The 18,805-nt window shown below is 58.6% G+C and carries 16 protein-coding genes and 1 pseudogene; 7 read left to right on the forward strand and 10 right to left on the reverse strand.

Going from position 1 to position 18,805, the window contains the following annotated elements; translation table 11 throughout:
• From F757_RS33075 to F757_RS0106560, 3 genes are all read right to left on the reverse strand, one after another.
• On the reverse strand, positions 1–474 hold a 474-nt coding region (locus F757_RS33075; RefSeq protein ID WP_442856629.1), incomplete at its 3' end, for a POTRA domain-containing protein.
• 307 nt (positions 475–781) lie between these two features.
• Positions 782–928 (reverse strand): hypothetical protein, encoded by a 147-nt coding sequence (locus F757_RS35675; protein WP_156923534.1) that lies wholly within the window; start codon positions 926–928, stop codon positions 782–784.
• A gap of 515 nt (positions 929–1,443) precedes the next feature.
• Entirely contained in the window at positions 1,444–2,316 is an 873-nt protein-coding gene (locus F757_RS0106560) for a DUF6387 family protein (protein ID WP_156923537.1), read from the reverse strand.
• Positions 2,317–4,065: 1,749 nt separating this feature from the next.
• Between F757_RS0106560 and F757_RS0106570 the strand changes: the two genes are divergently transcribed.
• Positions 4,066–4,659 (forward strand): outer membrane beta-barrel protein, encoded by a 594-nt coding sequence (locus tag F757_RS0106570; protein ID WP_027210711.1) that lies wholly within the window; start codon positions 4,066–4,068, stop codon positions 4,657–4,659.
• Between the two features lie 294 nt (positions 4,660–4,953).
• Positions 4,954–5,589, forward strand: coding sequence for a LuxR C-terminal-related transcriptional regulator (locus tag F757_RS34925; protein ID WP_198021354.1), 636 nt, complete (start codon positions 4,954–4,956; stop codon positions 5,587–5,589).
• 353 nt (positions 5,590–5,942) lie between these two features.
• On the opposite strand, the gene F757_RS0106580 is transcribed toward F757_RS34925, so the two are convergent.
• From F757_RS0106580 to F757_RS0106605, 6 genes are all read right to left on the reverse strand, one after another.
• Positions 5,943–6,671 (reverse strand): Sua5/YciO/YrdC/YwlC family protein, encoded by a 729-nt coding sequence (locus F757_RS0106580; protein ID WP_027210712.1) that lies wholly within the window; start codon positions 6,669–6,671, stop codon positions 5,943–5,945.
• Between the two features lie 94 nt (positions 6,672–6,765).
• Complete coding sequence (locus F757_RS0106585; protein ID WP_084530750.1) at positions 6,766–8,370, reverse strand: long-chain fatty acid--CoA ligase; 1,605 nt, start codon at positions 8,368–8,370, stop codon at positions 6,766–6,768.
• A gap of 36 nt (positions 8,371–8,406) precedes the next feature.
• Positions 8,407–9,612, reverse strand: a complete 1,206-nt coding sequence (locus F757_RS0106590; RefSeq protein WP_027210714.1) for an MFS transporter — start codon at positions 9,610–9,612, stop codon at positions 8,407–8,409.
• 39 nt (positions 9,613–9,651) lie between these two features.
• Positions 9,652–10,254: a 3-isopropylmalate dehydratase small subunit gene (leuD, locus tag F757_RS0106595; RefSeq protein ID WP_027210715.1), complete on the reverse strand. Its 603-nt coding sequence runs from the start codon at positions 10,252–10,254 to the stop codon at positions 9,652–9,654.
• A gap of 3 nt (positions 10,255–10,257) precedes the next feature.
• Complete coding sequence (gene leuC, locus F757_RS0106600) at positions 10,258–11,655, reverse strand: 3-isopropylmalate dehydratase large subunit (protein WP_027210716.1); 1,398 nt, start codon at positions 11,653–11,655, stop codon at positions 10,258–10,260.
• The gene (locus tag F757_RS0106605; RefSeq protein WP_051376694.1) at positions 11,655–12,527 is read right to left on the reverse strand and encodes an isocitrate lyase/PEP mutase family protein; all 873 of its coding nucleotides are present in this window, start codon (positions 12,525–12,527) and stop codon (positions 11,655–11,657) included. Before F757_RS0106605 ends, leuC begins: the two co-directional genes overlap by 1 nt.
• Before the next feature lie 186 nt (positions 12,528–12,713).
• On the opposite strand from F757_RS0106605, the gene F757_RS0106610 reads away from it, so the two are divergent.
• From F757_RS0106610 to F757_RS0106630, 5 genes and pseudogenes are all read left to right on the forward strand, one after another.
• Positions 12,714–13,484, forward strand: coding sequence for a GntR family transcriptional regulator (locus F757_RS0106610; protein ID WP_027210718.1), 771 nt, complete (start codon positions 12,714–12,716; stop codon positions 13,482–13,484).
• 46 nt (positions 13,485–13,530) lie between these two features.
• Positions 13,531–14,595 (forward strand): AraC family transcriptional regulator, encoded by a 1,065-nt coding sequence (locus tag F757_RS33085; RefSeq protein ID WP_051376695.1) that lies wholly within the window; start codon positions 13,531–13,533, stop codon positions 14,593–14,595.
• 101 nt (positions 14,596–14,696) lie between these two features.
• The gene (locus F757_RS0106620; protein ID WP_027210719.1) at positions 14,697–16,499 is read left to right on the forward strand and encodes an acyl-CoA dehydrogenase; all 1,803 of its coding nucleotides are present in this window, start codon (positions 14,697–14,699) and stop codon (positions 16,497–16,499) included.
• Between the two features lie 92 nt (positions 16,500–16,591).
• Positions 16,592–16,909 (forward strand): annotated as a pseudogene (locus tag F757_RS0106625) (acetyl-CoA C-acyltransferase); the annotation flags it as partial.
• A 30-nt stretch (positions 16,910–16,939) separates the two neighbouring features.
• The gene (locus F757_RS0106630) at positions 16,940–17,794 is read left to right on the forward strand and encodes a 3-hydroxybutyryl-CoA dehydrogenase (protein ID WP_027210721.1); all 855 of its coding nucleotides are present in this window, start codon (positions 16,940–16,942) and stop codon (positions 17,792–17,794) included.
• A 126-nt stretch (positions 17,795–17,920) separates the two neighbouring features.
• On the opposite strand, the gene F757_RS0106635 is transcribed toward F757_RS0106630, so the two are convergent.
• On the reverse strand, positions 17,921–18,484 hold the full coding sequence (locus F757_RS0106635) for an isochorismatase family protein (protein ID WP_027210722.1): 564 nt from the start codon (positions 18,482–18,484) through the stop codon (positions 17,921–17,923).
• Positions 18,485–18,805: the final 321 nt, after the last annotated feature.

Here is an 18,805-nt window from a genome sequence, read left to right on the forward strand (position 1 = left end):
ATAGTAGCCACGCGTGAGGTATTGGCGCTTCAGTTCCTGTTCGGCCTTGTCGACGAGCGCCTTGTCGTAGTAACGGCCCTGCGACAGGCCGACCGCGCGCAGCGCCTTGGTNAGGNTTTCCTTGNCNAACTCGTGAATGCCCGCGAAGTCGATNNTGCCGATGGNNGGACGCTCCAGCACCTGCACGATCACCACATTGCCTTCGGTTGCGATCTTGACGTCGTTGAAGAAGCCCGTAGCGTACAGCGCGCGAATGGCTTCGGACGCCTTGTCGTCGTTGAACGTGTCGCCCTGCTTGATTGGCAGATACTCGAACACGGTACCACGTTCGACGCGTTGCAATCCCTCGATCCGGATGCCAGCGACTACGAGGGAACCGGTAGCATACGCCGGCGGGGTGCCCCAGATAAGAGCGGCACACGCAAATGCCTTCGCACAATGGAAAGGTAGACTTCGGAATCTGGTCAATTTCATTTAGGACTCAAAATTGTCTATAACATGACCGAACCGACGCGTGTGAACGATCGGTCCGGGAGTCGCTGGTTTAGCCCCGGGACGGCTGAAGGACAGCCGTTACTCGTGTGGATGGACCTCGAAAGATATGGTCCTGTGTCTATCAGTAAGCGAGGCCTGGCAGATGCGCCAACCAGGTGGTCGGATGGCGTGAGCAGTAGAAGGAAGGCCCTCTGGCAGACGTAGAGGCCGGAAAATCCGTTGTGCCCGCATCGAAACTCGCCGCCGCTATTAGCACGCTCAGAAGCACTGCCATGACCTTGCCCCCCTACAGACGGAACTCGCGAATCGCCCGCTCCAGTGACACATACACCTCGTTGCTGAACGCGAGGCCGGGCGTGTCAGGCAGGCTGACAATGTCCACGCTCGCGACATACGTCCATCCTTCAATGTCAATGTGCGGCCCGAACAGCACGGCGGCTCCCAGTTCGCCTTCGGCGACCAGCCATAGGCCGGCAACTCGAGCGGCTCGCCTTCCTTATCCAGCTCCACAAGGCGGGGGGAGTGAGGTGTAAGCGGTGTGGAGAGCGTCTGTTGAAGTTTTGGGCGCGTGTGAATGGGAAACTTCCATCGGAAGGATGCAAGTTCCTCTGTACACAGTCCATTGAAATGACCGGCTAACGCTTGCCATGCAAAGTCCTGCTTTGCCGGGTCAAGGTTCTTCTTGTCTGCATTGGTGAACTGGTTCATAAAAGGACTCTTTGATATCAGGTTGAAGAAGTTGCGGGCGCGTACATCCGGGAGGCGGGTCGCGCAGCAAATCGGAGCACCCCACTGGCGGCGACCCTGGCCTGAAACGGATACCCAGATTTAAAGCCATTCAGGTCGGTCTGTCGCGGCACTGATTTCGGCGCAAAGCGTGCCTTAACGCCCTTCGTCGTAGTTTGGCGGCAAGACGTCCAGGCGCGGACGCCGCCCAGATGGCAACTGTCATTTGCCTCCCGTCTTCGAGTCGCGCACCTGGTCCACCAGTACCGATAGGGTCTGCGGCTTCATCAGCGACAAGGCTAGCGGCGCGACAGTACGACGTACCTTATCGGCGGGACTGGCAAGTTCAATGTCATCCGGAAAGAGGTGCAGACCTATTTCGTTCAGGGTGAATTTCTTGTTTCCCAACAATCCAATGATCCTAAGGTCGAGATAGGCCAGCACTCTATTGCGGTGCCATTTATCAAAATCGCGTTGTTTGAATGGGCTTCGCATATCTTTAATTCCAGTGTGCTTCCTGAGTTTCTGCACGGTTGATGCCATATCTTTGAGGATCGTCTCTGTCGGAGCGAGCAAGTTCACGCGGAAATAGGCATAGCCGTCCTCGCGGATGCGCTTCCCATCGCTGTCGATCAGTGTCCTGTAGGGCTGACTGCCAAGTTGGTAAAGCTGGCAGTCGGCCGGGAGTGCACTGCCGCCCGTGTCCGGCTCAGAATGACGCGCCACGGCGTCAGAAGAGCAGCTCGCTGCACGCACGTTCAGTTGCATTTCGCTTAAGTTGTTCACCGTCACCTCCATGACGGCCCGTTGTCGATCGACCGTGTCATCCAAACACAGCCGAGACCCGTCGACGGCCGGCAAGAGCGGTTGCTGAATCCGCCTCATGCATTTCCGATAAAGCGCGTCGACATGTGCCAGCTGAGCCGCTTCACCATCAGGAAAGGGAAAGCGACCGTTCCGTAGCTGCTCTGCTTCGAACAAATCGAATTCTCGAGGGATCAGGTTTGATGCCCACCTTAAAGCACTGAACTTCTCCGTCCCCTCGTACTTCGTAATATCGAAAAAGGACGGGATAGAGGAATGAGGATTACCCATTAGGCGATCCATTATCGAAAATGACCGAAACTGCTGCGAAGAAAGATGCCAAAGATCTTCTTGCGCAGATTCTTGAATACAAGAGCCCCGTCAGGGACTCGACCTCGCGACGGCACAAAGCGCCAACGCCAGAGCTAACTAACCTTGCCATACGGGCTCCCTATGATTTGCACCACGTTCGCGTGCGAACCAGACGTACTCGTGACGGGACGAGTGGACAGACCTCCGGGCAAGGAGGGCAGGATACGGCAAAGAAAAGTCGGGTTAAAAACGGTGTGGGACATCGTGGTCACCTCTCTGAGTAATGTTGCGCTCCCGCGAATTCAGGCAGTCCAGATCAGACTGTGCTCCGGGCGCGCAACCATTAGAGCTCGAAACCGGCCCATCTGTCATGGCAAAGGAATCGTCCCTGTTCCATGCCGCACACGTTCGGCAACGCAACAGAACAGTGCGTCAGGCGGGTAGAGAAAGGTCATTCCGTCGCCGTATTAACTAATCGGTGAACCGCCCGTATCGCCGCAAGTCATCGTCTCCTCAAGGTGGTGGCCGGAGAACTTGACGCAAGTGGTAGTCAACACGCCGGTCGACCGAACCGGTTTCTGGGGCTGGCGTGAGTCGGGACCTCCTTGTTGATGGCGTCAGAGCCTCTGCCTTGCTCGCTCGTTTTAGAGGAAGACCTCAACATGTCTCTCAGAACGAAGGCGTTCCTCGCGCCCGACCTCGCCAAAGAATTGAGCAACCATCTTCGTGTTAAGCGAATGAGAATGATGTTCGTTGCTTATGCCGCCTGATGACATAGCGGGGGACGTCGGTACGGGCCGCACAGCTTCGTACCTGGAACACAAAAGGGAAGGTGACAATTGTCGTGCAGACGGCGTCCGCGCCTGCACGTCTTGCCGTCTAACTGCGACGAAGGGCATTTCGGCATGCTTTCGCGCGGGAATTCGTGCCGCGACAGACCGACCTGAATGGCGTTAAATGCTAACTGTCTCGTGTTTGAGCGAGCCTTTCCATTCAGGAGCAACAGGCATGAAAGAAAATCGCTATAGCCAGTCCAATCGGACTTTCCGTTTCGATCTCCGCCATTGTGACGGAGGGCTGACTGTTCACTGGCGTCGCTGCTTGACCCGGCCCCTTTGCCAAGCCTCGCAACGCGAAGCATCGCCAGATGCAGTTACCCCGGATGCCGGCGATCTCGCGGTCTGGCTAGGCACCAACACCATATACAGAAGTACGGACAGCTTGAAACTCGACTTTGACGGCATCAGCGGCGTTGATCTGTCCGTCGGCGTAGGGCGGGACCGCGGCGACTTTCACGTGTCCGCAAGCGCAGGCATATGCAGGGAAGAATCAAGGGTCGAAAAAGCATAGACCGCGAGAAGTGAAGAAAAATGGACAGAGGTTTTGGTGTGCAGCAGTACGTTTAAGGCGAGCAAAACATTACTCACGAGAACCACAATTCTCGGAGCATGTTTTCAGTCGGCGTCCAATCTGGTTTCCAGGCAATTTACCGGACGCTGACGTGATTTTGACGCCTCCGTGTGGATCCGGCGGGCAGTCACACGCGACATGAATCGATTGCCGCGAGCCGAAAAAGAGCATGCGAGATGAGCAGCATGCAGTCGGCCGGCAGCTAAGTAATTTTCAACTGAGGGCGCAGTCAAGTTCTCCCGAATAGGTAGTTCTTGTCCCTTCTCACCACGAAGTATCCGTGTGCGAACGCGCCTTCTTATTTCTGGAGCAACAAGTATGAAAAAAGTGGCTATAGCCGGGCTGATGGGCCTGTCCATTTCTGTCTCCGCCGTTGCGTCGGAGAGCGGGTTTTACCTTGGCGGCGCTGGTGGTCCTGGCGGACTAGTCAGCCTCTTTTCTCAGGTAAACGGTGGCCACCAGTCTGGTCGTAGAGTACTTCATCTCGACAACAAGAACATTAATAGCGCAGGTAAGGCGTTTGCTGGCTGGGAAATGAAGTTGCCCGATAATAAGAGCAGCATCGGTATGGAACTCGATGCAATGGGACTGGGACTGTTGAACCAGAATTATCTTTCCAAGCCAGCGTGGGGTGGCGCTCTATCGGCGAAATACTCTTTGGAGCCAGTTGACCAGGTCAAAGTCTTTCTCAAGGCCGGCGCCTCAGCGATTAGCCTCGACAACGGGAGCGGGGGCAGGCAATGGGCCATTGCACCTGCTGTCGGGGTAGGCGCGTCATATGACGTCAGCGAGCATCTCTCAGTGCGGCTAGAGGGGCAAGCGCTTGAGGGCGACCGGCGCGTGGCACGCGACAGCACGGGTGGCCTGAATGCGGTCGGATTGGTGACCGCCGGCTTCCAGTATAGTTTCTGACCTCCGAAAAGCTGCCCTAAGTGTATTGCGGCACGCACGTCTTATCTAGCGTCGCGTCTCTTGTCGCGTCTCTTGACAGTGACGTTCACCTTGCAGGCTTCGCGCAGGGTGACGCCTACTGGCGGAGCATAACGTGTGTGCCGCTCGAGCAGCAACTCGCCTTTGCAACGAGCCCGCTCCCGCTCACCAGCATGCTTCGCGTGATGGTGAGCTCTCTGCGGCAATCACAATCTCGGTTGACTCTTAACAACGACGTCCATGTGCACTAAGGTCATCTACGCGGGCAGACACCCCGTGATTTCGGCAGGTATAGTTTCCATCATCGACCGGCTCGAAAATACGGAACTTGCAGGTTCCGCCGATCACTGTTCCAGTGCTCTACGTCTCGCAGACAAGGTCTTTTTCGACGTACTTGTCACTGACACGAGCGTACCGGCACCCGGAGACGGCGAATGGCGTCCCCTTGTATGCCTTATCCGCGATCGACATCCAGAAAAAGGTGTTGTTCTTCATTCGTGCAATAGCAATGCAGCGTACCTGTCAACGCTATTGAGCCGCGGGGTTGATGTGTTGGTCGACTCGTTCGATATTATCGAGCACTTAGGTGAGGCCATCTCGGCAGCCGAACGCGGTGACAGTTACCTGTCGCCCCGATTGAGGTCGACCGTTGAGGGGCACTTACGTGCTCGCGGAAAGCCGACGCCTCTTTCAAATATCGAGATCGATGTGCTGCATCTGTTGATGGCGGGCCTCAGCGTCAGCGAAATCGCGAAAAAGCGCTTCCGCGCCAAGCAGTCGATCAGCACGTGCAAGTGCAGCGCAATGGCCAAGCTTGGCGTCGCCAGTGACGCCCAGCTTTTCAGTCTGTTATCCATCGAGGACGTCAGCCTGCTCGCAGCGTTGAAAAGCACGGTCCCGGCCGGTGTCTGACTTCTAGCCAGGACAAATCTGCGCGGCCCCGAAACAGGGCAATCTTGCATTGCCGTATCTGGAAAACGGCTACCGCTTCTTCAGCCCGGCACTGATGCGATGCAACCGTCCGGACGATCGGAGTCCATTCATCGTTGCAGATGCAACGGGTTTGACAAGCACACAGCGCTGCAGTCATACCCCGCTGAGGCGTCCGTCGTGTTTCCGTTGTCGAGAGTTGGCGAAGCGGTCACAAACGGGCAGACGATCGATTCCGGTGGACCGGCCGCCATACCCCGCATCGAAGGTACTCGAAGTGCGCCCACGTGTACCCGAGCGAGCGCGCTATCGGCTATCTGAGCTGCTAGTTGTTTTTAGCGGGCGAGCTCGAACTCTTTCAGATGACCAGACGGCAGAACATCGCGGCCAGGGTCCGCCGGAAGTTCGATACCGTACTCCCGTCGAACAGCATCGACGATCAGTTCGTAGCAGGTTCCAATACGCACCACCTCAACCTCGGGGAAACGCATGATGGTTACTGAGCGTCCGTAGTGGTGATACTTGCGCAGCCCATAGTCCAGCACAATGTCTGCGGCAGCGCGGATTTCCGGCTGGAGATCGTCGGCCCGGAACCTTTGACCCGTACCGCTCAGGTTTGCAGAGGAGCCAAATAGAGGCTGTACTTCTTCGCGGCTAAGACGCGTCAACTCGGCATATACGGGGCCCGCATTGAGCAGCATGGCAATCGTGCCATTTGCCGTGCTCGCTTCCAGCAGTTCGGGATCGACTTTACGCAGCAAGGGGTGGTGGGTATTGCACGGCGCGATCACGCCCAAAGGAAGGTTGTAGTCGATAGTAATCGTCTCGATGATGTCCTGCGAACGTCGATCGAGCTTATGTACTTCACGTTGGGTGACGGCGTCGCCGATGAGGGCGTTTCTCTTATGACTTCCGCGCTTCTTCGTGTCGAAGATCTTCTTCAGCGCCTGAGTGGTTCCCCCGATCATCCCATAGCCGACATCATTGGGCCAAATGGCTACTCCGCCCTGTTTAATGACATCAAAAACGCGGCGAACGTCACCGGGAATGTCCAGTCGTGGCATTGCTTTCTCCAGTTATATAAAGAATCTGGCGCTTTACGGCGTCAGCACTACCTCGTGCGCTGAGCGCACGGTCAGAACAGTAGGGCAGCAATATCTACTGCTTAAGGTGCTGTCGAAGTGTGGCTTTGACAACCTTGCCTGTCGCGGTGTGGGGAAGCTCCTCGACAAAGTGGACTTCATCGGGCACCCACCATCGCGAGACCCGGGTGCAGAGGTGAGACACCAGGTCTTCTCTGGACGGCGAAGTGCCGGGTCGAGCGACCACGAACAGGACGGGGCGCTCGCCCCATCGCTCGTCATTGCGAGCAACGGCCGCAGCTTCGCAAACGTCGGGATGGGACATCGCGGCGTTCTCGAGCGTAACGGAGCTGATCCATTCGCCTCCCGACTTGATGATGTCCTTTGCGCGATCGACGATCTCGACGACACCAGATGCCTCCACTGTCGCAATGTCACCTGTCTCGAACCAGTCGCTATTGGTGCTCTTTGATTCGACAAAGGGAACGGTGAAGTATGTCGACGCAATCCATGGACCGCGAACCTGCAACCGTCCGGAGGTCTCTCCATCGTGAGTCAAGGTTCGATCGTTGTCGTCGACAATGCGCGTCTCTACACCGAAGAGTGGCTTGCCTTGCTTCAGGCGCTGATTGGCGGGCGTTGTGCCTTCTGGAGCAATTGAGGCAGGCGCCGGACAGCGATGGGTCAGCCCGACCGGGCTGGTTTCTGTCATCCCCCATGCGTGGATAACCTCAACGCCGTGCCTATGAAAACGATCGGCCATAATCTGCGGACATGCTGCGCCGCCGATGGCCACCCGTTCCAGCGGGGCGAGGGTCTCCTTCTGTTCGTTGAGCCAGTCCAACAACGAGCCCCATACTGTTGGTACGCCCGCAGTGAACGTTACTTTTTCACCGGTGATGAGCCAGTAGAGACTGGCGGCATCGAGTTTTTGCCCCGGCAGGACAAGTCGTGCGCCAACCATCGGGGCGGCGTGCGGTAGGCCCCAACCATTGACGTGAAACATAGGGACGACCGGCATGACGGTCGCGTGCTCACCGAGGTTGAACACGTCGGGCGCGCAGACCGCCAACGCATGAAGCACAGTGGAACGGTGGCTGTAGAGCACGCCCTTCGGATCGCCGGTCGTGCCTGACGTGTAGCAGATTCCCGACGCGTCCTTCTCGTCCAGACATGGCCAATCGAACGTGCCATCGTGCGGCGCGATGACTTCCTCGTAGCACTCGAATTGTTCTGCGATGGCCTCGGCCGGCATGGAATTCGCCGCACACATCACGACGACGCGCTCCACGGAACGAAGGCGCTGCCGCAGACCTATTACCAATCCAACGAAGCTTGGGTCCACGAACAACACACGGTCACCGGCGTGGTTGATGATATAGACGATCTGGTCCGGGAAAAGCCGGGGATTGATGGTGTGGCAGACGAAGCCCGCGCCGGACACTCCGTAATAAATTTCCAGATGCCGATGGTCGTTCCACCCGAGCGTTCCGACGCGCTCGGAGCTTTGCAGTCCCCAGGAGCTAAGGGCATTCGCCAGTTTCCCACTTCGTTCGCAGACCTCGGCGTAGCTCGTGCGATGAAGCGAACCGTCGCTTACCCGCGAGACGATTTCAGTCGACCCATGACAGGCCGCCGCATGACGAATGATCGACGATATAAGTAGCGGTTGGTCCATCATCGTAGAGCGCATCTTCAGGATCTCCGTCGGTGGCGCTCAGGCGCCGGTTACAGTTTGCAAGCGTGCAGGGGCGTGCCTGACCAAGGCGAAACCACAGCAGCCAGCAATGAAAAGCGAACCCATCATTGCGCCGAAACCACTCGCGAACGTGCCCGTTTCCTTGACCAGCGTTCCGATTACGAGTGGGGCGAGTACGCTACCGATCATGCCCACGGTGGCGACGATGCCCGCGTAAGCGGCGCGCGCTTCCTTGGGTGCGAAATCGAGCACGAGGGTGCCGTATGTGCCGAGACCGCCGTAGACGCAGAAGGCAGCACCGCACAAGCCCGCGATACAAAGCGGGAGTGTGTTGGCGTAGTACGCGGCGAACAGGCAAAGAGCGCCCAGCAGGTTGATGCCGCTAAGCAGCTGCGGACGTTGCTTCAGCATGGGGCCCCGGCCAAGCCAACCAGTGACAATCAGCCCAATTACGCCGAAGACATACGGTATGCCACCGAGCAGGCCGGCGGACTTCAGATCGATGTGTCGTTCGAGAGAGAGATAGCTTGGCATCCAGCCGAGCAAGCCCCAGTAGGCTGCGTTCCAGAAGCAGAAGACACCACTGATCAACCACAGTGCCGGCTGTTGAGCCAGGATTCGAAACGGAATCCTGGCTTCTTCTGTCATGCCAACAGCGCGAGCCACCTCGGCTTTCCTCGGAAGCAGTGCGGCGTTCAGCACAGCGATCGCAATTGCGGGAGCGGCGAGCATGACGAACACCATCTTCCAGCCGAACGTGGTGAGAAGTGTCCCGACGAGTGGACCCGAGAGGGCTGGCGCTGCCGCGATGGCCGTGGCCCACCAGGCAACCGCCTGAGCCCGCTCGCGCTCATCGAACGTATCGCCAACAAGCTTGTAGATCGCGGGGTTTGACAGTCCTTCGGAGACACCGAAGGCAAAACGCACGAGGACAAGAATCGCAACTCCTGTGAACAGCCCCGTCAGTCCCGTCAGCAGCGCCCAGAAAAGCGGTGCGACAACGAGAACTACGCGCGTGCCGAAGCGGTCAGCGAGCCAACCTCCTGGCATCTGCGATACCAGGTATCCCACGGCGAATGCCGATAAGATGACGCCGAATGTCTGCGGGTTGAGATGGAGTGTGTGCATCATCGCGGGTCCCGCAAAACCGAGAACGACGCGATCTATATAGTTGACGACCTGCAGCAACCATATTGCGACCAGGATGCCCTTTTTGCCTTTCATGTGTGTCTCCGTAGTAGTTCTATGTTTCGAGCTCGACAGCTAGTTGGCTGAGCGTGACCCGATGTAGACCCAAGGACGCCTGAGCGCGTCGTCTGTCTGCCACTGGCGGATGGCGTCTTGCCTGCGAAGGGTGAGCGACAGCTCATCGGCGCCTTCGAGCAACATTTCGCGTCTCACGGGGTCCACTGAAAACGCAAGCGCTGTTCCGTCGGGAGCCTTGACGACACAGGCATCCAGGTCTGCGGTTACTGCTGCGCCGCCTTGCGCCTGTTCAGCGAGATCTGCGACCTTCTCTTCGGTGAGCACGACTGGTAATACGCCGTTCTGGAAGCAGTTCGACATGAATATCTCGCCGAACGACGGGGCGATGACAACGCGCAGTCCCAAGCCTTGTAGTGCCCACACAGCAGCTTCGCGCGACGATCCACAGCCGAAGTTCGCACCTGCGATCAGAATCGGGGCACCGACGAAGGGCGCCCGGTCAAGAACGAAGTCGGGTCCGCGCCAGACTTCGAACGCGTACTGACCGAGCTCTTCCCGTGGAAGACCGGTCAGCCTTTCAATGCGAATGATCACGTCTGTATCGACGTCCCGACGTAGCAGTGGAGCTGCCGGGCCATTCACAGTCTGAAAACGTTCCATTGCTTATCCCCTTCTTGGATCGACGATGGCGCCGGCGATTGCCGCGGCTGCTGCCGTTGCGGGACTTGCCAGGTGCGTGCGCGCTCCTGGTCCCTGACGACCGATGAAGTTGCGGTTCGACGTGCTGACGATGCGTTGGCCTGGCGGGACGACATCGCCATTGGCGGCGACGCACATCGAACAGCCGGGCTCGCGCCACTCGAAACCGGCCGCGCGGAATACGTCCGCGAGACCCTCGGCCTCGGCCATCTCCTTGACCAGTTGGGAACCGGGTACGACCCACGCCCGCACGGTTGGCGCAACGTGCTTGCCTCGCACGATGGCCGCTGCTTCGCGCAGGTCGGAAATTCGCGAGTTCGCGCAGGAACCGATGAACACCCAGTCGACGGCTGTTCCAGCCAGAGAATTTCCGCCGCCAAGGCCCATGTATTCAAGCACCGCTTCGAAATCCTTGCGGCGCTCAGCGTGCGTGCTGTCTTGCGGGTCGGGAACCGTGGCCGTGACAGGTAACGCGTGCTCGGGTGTCGTGCCCCAGGTCACCATCGGTTGCACATCGCCCAGATCAATCCGGACCTCGACATCGAATTGCGCATCGTCGTCAGAACGCAGAGTGCGCCACTCGCTGACAGCCTGCTCAAATGCTTCGCCCGAAGGCGCGTAGGGCAGACCGCGCAGAAACTCGAAGGTAACGTCGTCGGGAGGACACAAAGCGATCTTGCTTCCGAGTTCCACCGACATGTTGCACAACGTGAGCCGTTCGTCGACGCTCATGCCCCTAAGGGCAGGGCCCGAATGTTCGATTGCGTAGCCGACCCCGGCGGAGCAGCCCAGTTTTGCAATCACGTGAAGTGCGAGATCTTTGGCAAACACGCCGGCGCCCAATGCACCGCTATAGACAATTCGCATCTGGCGAGGCTTTTTCTGGCGAACGGTCTGTGTCGCGAGGACGTGTGCCAGCTCGGAGGAGCCGATACCGAACGCGAGTGCGCCCAGGCCGCCGTGCGTGCAGGTATGACTGTCGCCGCACACGATAGTCGTGCCGGGCAGCGTAAGGCCCAGTTCCGGCGCCATCACGTGCACGATGCCCTGGCCAGCTTTTCCGAGGTCGTAGAAAGGAACGGAAGACGTATCGCAGTATTGCCGCAGGCTCGCATACAGCTTCGCGCCAGCCGGATTTGTCTCGCCCGTACGGTGCGGGGCACTGCTGACCGCATGGTCCGCCGTTGCGAAGGAAAGGTCGGGGCGGCTCACAGGCAGTCCGCGCGCAGCGAGCGTCTCGAAACCGCCGGGTCCCGAAAGGTCGTGGAGCAGATGGCGGTCGATTGCGAGCAGCGCCCAGCCGCCGCCCAGGTCTGTTACCACGTGAGCATCCCAGATCCGGTCGAACAGGGTCTGCGCCATCATTTCGCTCCATCAACAACGGTGGACGACGCAGACGGGAACTGCCATTCGAGTGCACCGAGCCGGTTGAACAGATCGCGCACAGGAAGGTCGCCGGGTCGCGCCTCAATGCGTCCTTTGGTGCGTAGCGTCGAAAGTGCGAGGTCTGCAGCGCTCATCATGTTGGTCAGCAACAGCCCCGGCAGAATCACGATGCGAAAGTCCAGCTCGGCAACTTGCGGCAAAGGAATGTTGGGGGTTTTGCCGCCCGGGACCAGGTTGAGAAGGCAAGGTCCATTCACCCGGCGGGCGATGGTCGCGGCTTCTTCGACGGTTTGCGGAGCCTCGACGAAGGCGATGTCGGCGCCCGCGTCAAGCGCCCGGTTCACGCGCTCGATCGCGTCATCAAGGCTCGTCACAGCGCGGGCGTCGGTCCGCGCAACGATCAGGACTCCGCGTTCGCTGCGTGCGGCAGCCGCCGCGGCGATCTTTTCCACGAATTCGGCCGTCGGGACGAGTTCCTTGCCTTCCAGGTGGCCACAGCGCTTGGGAAACAGCTGGTCTTCAATCTGGATGGCAGCAACACCCGCTTTCTCGTATTCCTGAACTGTGCGCCGCACGTTCAGTGCGTTCCCGAAGCCCGTGTCGGCGTCGGCGATAACGGGAATGGACACCGAGCGGGTCAATGTCCGCGCGGCCGCCGTCATCTCGGTCAGGGTAACCAGCCCGAAATCCGGGTAACCGTTCGCCGCCGCTACGCCGGCGCCGGTCATATACGCGACGGGAAACCCGGCTTGCTCGATCAGGCGGGCGCTAATGCCATCCCAGGCGCCCGGCGCAACGATGAGTTCCTTCGACTCCAGCTGCTTGCGCAGCTTGCTGACTGCTTCCAATTTTCTTCTCCGGTCTTGCTAGCGTGCTTTCACTTTACGACCTATTATGACTACATGCAAGTAGTTGTTATACTTACAACGGCTAAGCGTAGAGAAACGGGAATTTCTGTTGGCAGGTCAGTCAACCAGTGTTGGCAGTCGTTGTGGTGCAGAGGTAATATGACTTCTTTAAGCGCGACTATTAATATGACAGAACCCAAAGAAGGCCCTCTGTACGCGCGCGTCCATCGGGCCCTCATGGACGCCATCGAGCGTGGCAAGCTTGCGCCGGGAACCGTGCTGCCGACCGAAAAGGAACTGGAAAAGCAATACGGCGTAAGTCGCATTACCGTGCGGCGGGCGCTGGATGACCTCGAGCGGGTCGGTTTGATAGAGCGTGGCCGCGGAAGGCCGGCAAGGGTGGCCGCTCCTCTCATTGCGTCGACGACGATGGCTATCGACCAGGACCTGCCGTCGATACTTGAGATAGGACGCGGAACCGTGGCGCACGTGCTGTCGTATCTGTGGAAGATGCCGAGTGCTGACATAGCGCAGCGCTTGCAGGTCGATCCCAGCGAGCCGGTTCTCGAGGTGACGCGCTTGCGCCGTCGGTTCGAGCGTCCGGTTCTGCATACGGTTGCGCGAGTTCCTGCGCCAATCGGGGCGCTTCTGTCGAAAGAGACACTGGAAGCGACCAACATGCTCGATCAGTTGTCCAGTCGCGGTCTGCGGGCGGCGCGGACCGAGATGGAAATGCGGGCACAGGCGTGCGACGCGAAAGTCGCTGAACTTCTCGAGCTGAAAAAGGGCGATCCCGTCTTTGTCATGGAGCGCCTGGTATCTGACGCAACCGGGCGACCCATACAAAGCATGACGGCCACTTTCCGGGCGGACAGCTTCACGTATCGAATCGTCTCGTCCCCTCAACCCGAAAACGGCCAGGCAATGCGAATGGAGGCAGCAGGGTTGTTCAACTGAAGAACAACCGCCAGGCGCGACGTTTCACTACCTTCGGGTCATCGGCATGAGCCCTCTCTGCGCTACCGTACCCATCTCGGTCGTCAACGGATTCCTGGCGCGCGCGGATCGCTCTGCAATCGGTCGCCTCGCGGTCCGCTCGGGCATTTCACATAACCTGCTGTCCCAAGCTGCGGCACGCGTAACGCAGGAACAGTTCGCGACGCTGTATCGGCTGCTGGCTACCGAGCTCGACGACGAGATGCCTGGCATCTTTGCCCGGCCACTGCGCAAAGGGACACTGAAGTTCTTGTGCCTGAGCCTCCTGGATGCACCGCGTCTTGAAGTGGCATTGCATCGCTTCGGCCAGTTTTTTCACCTGGTTCTCGACGAGTTCCAGATCATTTCCCGTCGTGCAGAAGCACATGCTGTCGTCGAGATCGTGCCTAACCCGCACGGACCGGTTGCAAGTGCGCTCGCGCGCGAATTGATGCTGAAGTTGGTACATGGCGTTGCGTCCTGGCTCGTACGCGAAAAGATCCCACTGGTCGAAGCCGAATTCGATTTTCCGCGGACGGAGCAGTCGGGCGACCTGCTCAATCTGTTTCCCGGGCCAGTCCGCTTCGAGCGCGATTGCACGCGACTTATCTTCGATGCGGCGTATTTAAACCTTCCGGTCCGCCAGCGAAGATCCGACCTCACCCTGTTCCTCCAACGCGCCCCGGAGGACTGGATCTTCGTCTCGTTCTCCGAGGAGATGGTCTGCCATCGAGTCCGGCAGTGCATCGCTTCGAGGCTACCTGCCGTGCCGACAGTCGATGCTGTCGCAGAGCAGCTGCATTACTCCGTTCGTACCTTATGCCGGCGCCTCGAAGGCGAGGGCACATCTTTTCAGGCCATCAAGGACGAAGTTCGCCGGGACATTTCGATCCAGCGGCTTATTCGGTCAGACGACGCGATTGCCTCTATCGCCTATGACGTCGGGTTCGACAATCCGACGGCGTTTCATCGCGCTTTTCGTCACTGGACCGGTAGTACGCCTGGTGCATACCGGGAGGCGAGGGCGCTTGATGCCCGCTGGCCTGAACGTCACGTTGGCAGGTTTAGTCAATCAAAGGGCAGCTTTAGGTAACGTTGAATGGCGAGACGGTCGCTACTATGACACGCAACGTAGCAACAGATTCGTAGTCCACACTCCTTGCGATCGGGACGTGGCGCTATCAGGAGACATTCATGAGCTACACGGTCCCCGTCAAGGAAATGCTTTTCGTGATGGAAAATCTGGCGAACCTGACGAAGGTCGCAGAACTCCCCGGTCTTGCGGATTCGAATTCGGACACCGCGCGTGCGGTGCTGGAAGAAGGTGCCAGACTTTCCTCTCAAGTCGTTGCTCCCCTTAATCTGCCCGGTGATCAGAGCCCAAGCGAGTGGCATAACGGCGCAGTCAAAGCGAGCCGGGGCTTCGGCGACGCGTATCGTCAGTTCGTCGAAGGTGGGTGGCAAGGCACCAGTCATCCGACCGGATTTGGTGGGCAGGGCCTCGCAAAATTGATCTCGGCACCGTGCACCGAAATGCTGAATGCGGCCAACGTCGCGTTTGCGCTTTGTCCTCTATTGACCGACGGCGCCATCGAGGCGCTGCTGACCGCCGGCTCTGATGAACTGAAGAAGCGTTACCTTCCGAAACTCATTGAAGGTGTCTGGACGGGCACGATGAATCTGACCGAGCCTCAGGCGGGATCGGATCTGTCTCTTGTCCGCGCACGTGCCGAACGACAGGGCGACGGCACCTACAAAGTGTTTGGGACGAAGATATTCATTACATGGGGCGAGCACGATATGGCCGGGAACATCGTGCACCTCGTGTTGGCACGAACACCCGACGCGCCGCCAGGCGTAAAGGGAATCTCGCTGTTCCTGGTCCCAAAGTACCTGACGAATGACGATGGAAGCCCCGGCGAGCGCAACGATGTGAACTGCGTTTCCATCGAGCACAAGCTGGGTATCAAGGCAAGCCCGACCGCCGTCTTGCAGTACGGCGACAACGGCGGCGCGACCGGATACCTCGTGGGCGAAGAGAATCGCGGGCTGGAATACATGTTCATCATGATGAATGCGGCACGCTTCTCTGTCGGCATACAGGGAATCGGCATCTCAGAGGCCGCATATCAGAAAGCTGCCGCTTACGCGAAAGAGCGCATTCAAAGCCGACCCGTGGACGGATCGAGCGCATTGCCGGTGGCAATCATCGAGCATCCGGACGTTCGACGCATGCTCGGTACGATGCGCGCTTTGACGGAGGGCGCGCGTGCCCTGGCGTACGTAGCGGCAGCCCATCATGACATTGCGCGCAATCACGAGGACCCGTCCGTTCGCGCGGAAAACGCAGCGATTTACGAGTATCTCGTCCCGGTCGTGAAGGGGTGGAGCACGGAAATGAGTATCGACGTAACAAGTCTCGGCGTGCAGGTGCATGGCGGAATGGGATTCATCGAGGAGACCGGTGCGGCTCAGTTTTATAGGGACGCGCGAATTCTCCCGATCTACGAGGGTACGACTGCAATCCAGGCAAACGATCTGGTTGGACGTAAGACGTTACGGGACGGCGGCACAGTGGTGAACGTCCTCCTGGCACAGATCGATGCCACGCTTGATGAACTCCACGCGTTCGGCGCGCGCGACGCGGGGCGTGCATTCGGCGCAATGCACCGCCGGCTCGCGGACGGGCGGGCCGCACTGGCTCGCGTCGTCAAGTACATGCTGGAGGCTGGAAAGAGCGATCCGAACGCCGTGTTCGCGGGCAGTGTCCTTTATCTGAAGCTCGCCGGGATCGTCCTTTCGGGTTGGCAAATGGCGCGCGCCCTTATTGTGGCGCAGTCAAAACGGGCCGAGGACACTATGTTTTACGAGGCGAAGATCGCAACTGCGCACTGTTTTTCTGAGTACGTGCTGACCCAGGCCGGCGCGCTTGCAGAAGCCATCGTCTCGGCAAGTGGCGATGATCCACTGCTCTGTTTGACAAAGGAGCACTTCTGAGCGCCGATATTCCCGAGAGGACATACAGGCGCTATGGAATCAGAGATTCCTGGCAAAGAGTCCGCAGACCTGATTGAGCGCTACGAAGCTCGGGAATCGGTCCAGTGCCTGCAAGCCGCACTGCACTGCAAGGCGCCGGTCTCGATTTTGCGCAGCTCGATGTCATCGAGAGCAATGAAGCATTCGCCGCACAGGCGTGTGCTGTGATGAATGAACTTGGGCTCGATCCGCAAAAGGTCAATCCCAATGGATCCGGCATTTCGCTCGGCCACCCGGTCGGCGCAACAGGCGCGCTTATCGCGGTAAAAGCGCTGTACGAGCTGCAGCGCATTGGCGGGCGGTATGCGCTTGTCACGATGTGCATAGGTGGCGGCCAGGGAATTGCGGCCGTTTTCGAAAAGCTTCAATGATCGGACCGGTCCTTTCGAAGTAGATGACTTATGAAAATTGAATCGGTTGGTGTCGTAGGTGCCGGCGCGATGGGCTCCGGAATAGCGCAGGTACTCGCTGTCGCCAGCATCAACGTTGTGATTATCGACGTAAGCGACATTGCGCTTGAAAAGGCCACAGGGAGGATCGACCACAGCCTGCAGCGACTCGTAGCCAATGGAAAACTGGCTGTGTCTGCGAGAGAGGCGGCGCTTGCGCGAATCGTTACTTCAACGGAGTACGCAAGTCTCACGTCGATGGATATGGTTATTGAGGCCGCGACTGAAAACGTAGAGTTGAAAAACCGAATAATTGCTCAGATCGAGTCGGCCGCGAGAGCAGACGCGGTGATTGCAACCAATACGTCTTCGATTTCGATTACGGCGCTTGCTGCGGGACTGGCCGACCCTTCGCGCTTCATCGGTATGCACTTCTTCAATCCGGTGCCTGTTATGCCGCTTGTGGAAATTATCCGGGGTTTGCAGACGAGCGACAGGACAGCGTCCACTGTTCATGAACTCACGGAGCGGATCGACAAGTCACCTGTCGGCGTGCGCAATTCCCCGGGATTCGTCGTCAATCGCATCCTCGTGCCCATGATCAATGAAGCGTTCTTCGTTCTGCAAGAAGGTCTCGCGAGTGCCGAAGACATTGATAAGGGCATGAAGCTTGGCGCTAGCCATCCTGTTGGGCCGCTCGCGCTGGCCGACCTTGTGGGGCTTGATGTCTGTCTCTCAGTGATGGATGTTTATCTGCGGGACTTTGGTGACCCGAAGTACCGCGCGTGTCCGTTGCTGCGAGAACTTGTAGAAGCGGGGCGCCTGGGACGCAAGAGCGGCCATGGCGTGTACGACTACTCAGCGTAGAAGCCGGCGAGTGGATACACAGCTAACAGGATCGGGTGCGAGGAATTGGAGGGGGTGAAGGCCGCGGTGTCTCAGGGCATCGCGGCCTGTCTTTCGCTTTGACCAGCTATGGAAACGGCGTGACTCTCATGATCCAGCTTTTTGCACGAGTGCGAGGATTTCCCCGGTCCTGCCGGTTTCTCCAAGCCAAGGGAAGATGCGCGATACGCTGTTCTCGTGCGCATCTGCGTTCAGATCAGTCATCGCATCTATGGCCAGGGTCACATTGAAGCCTAGAGCATGTGCCTCTCGCGCCGTTGATTCAACACCAATGCTGGTGGCGATGCCGGCCAGCACAACTTGAGTCACGCCTTCGGAGCGGAGCCAGGACTCGAGAGCCGTGCCCGAAAAAGCGCCCCACGTTTGCTTGGTCACGAGGTGGTCGTCTGCATCTCGCTCAAGCTCCGCGATCAGATCGGTCCAGTCGGCGGGGAAGTCGGCGGTGTTGTGGCAGAACTCTGCACGACCAGGAGGGCCCCCGGCGACATTCACCAGTACCACCGGAAGGCCACGGCTGCGAAACGCCGCGGCAAGCGCATTCGCGCGTTCGGCAATCTGGCTGACGGGGTGAACCAGCGGAAGGGCGGCGATGCCCTTCTGAAGGTCGAGGACTATTAGTGCTGTTCGAGAGTCGAGCGTTGTCACACTCATTGCGGTAATTCTCCAAAGGTAGAAGCGCAAAAGACCTGCCCGTGTCGAGCAAACCATACTAGGTATACTACCATGTATAAAGATGGTATGACAAGATGTAGGATAGCGCTTGATGGACTTGCATCGCAAGTGCTGCTTCCCCGAGGGGGAAGATCAGGTTGCGGACGCAATCCGCGATTACGATCTACGTTCGACTGGATGAATGCTCAACCGTCAACCCAGGCGCGATTCCGGCCGCAGCGTAGCGTGAGACCCGGTGCACGGAATGATGCATGTCCATCAACTCATAACAATTTGTATAACGAATGATCACATCCAATA

The organism is Burkholderia sp. WSM2232, assembly GCF_000472545.1.
Lineage (GTDB): Bacteria > Pseudomonadota > Gammaproteobacteria > Burkholderiales > Burkholderiaceae > Paraburkholderia.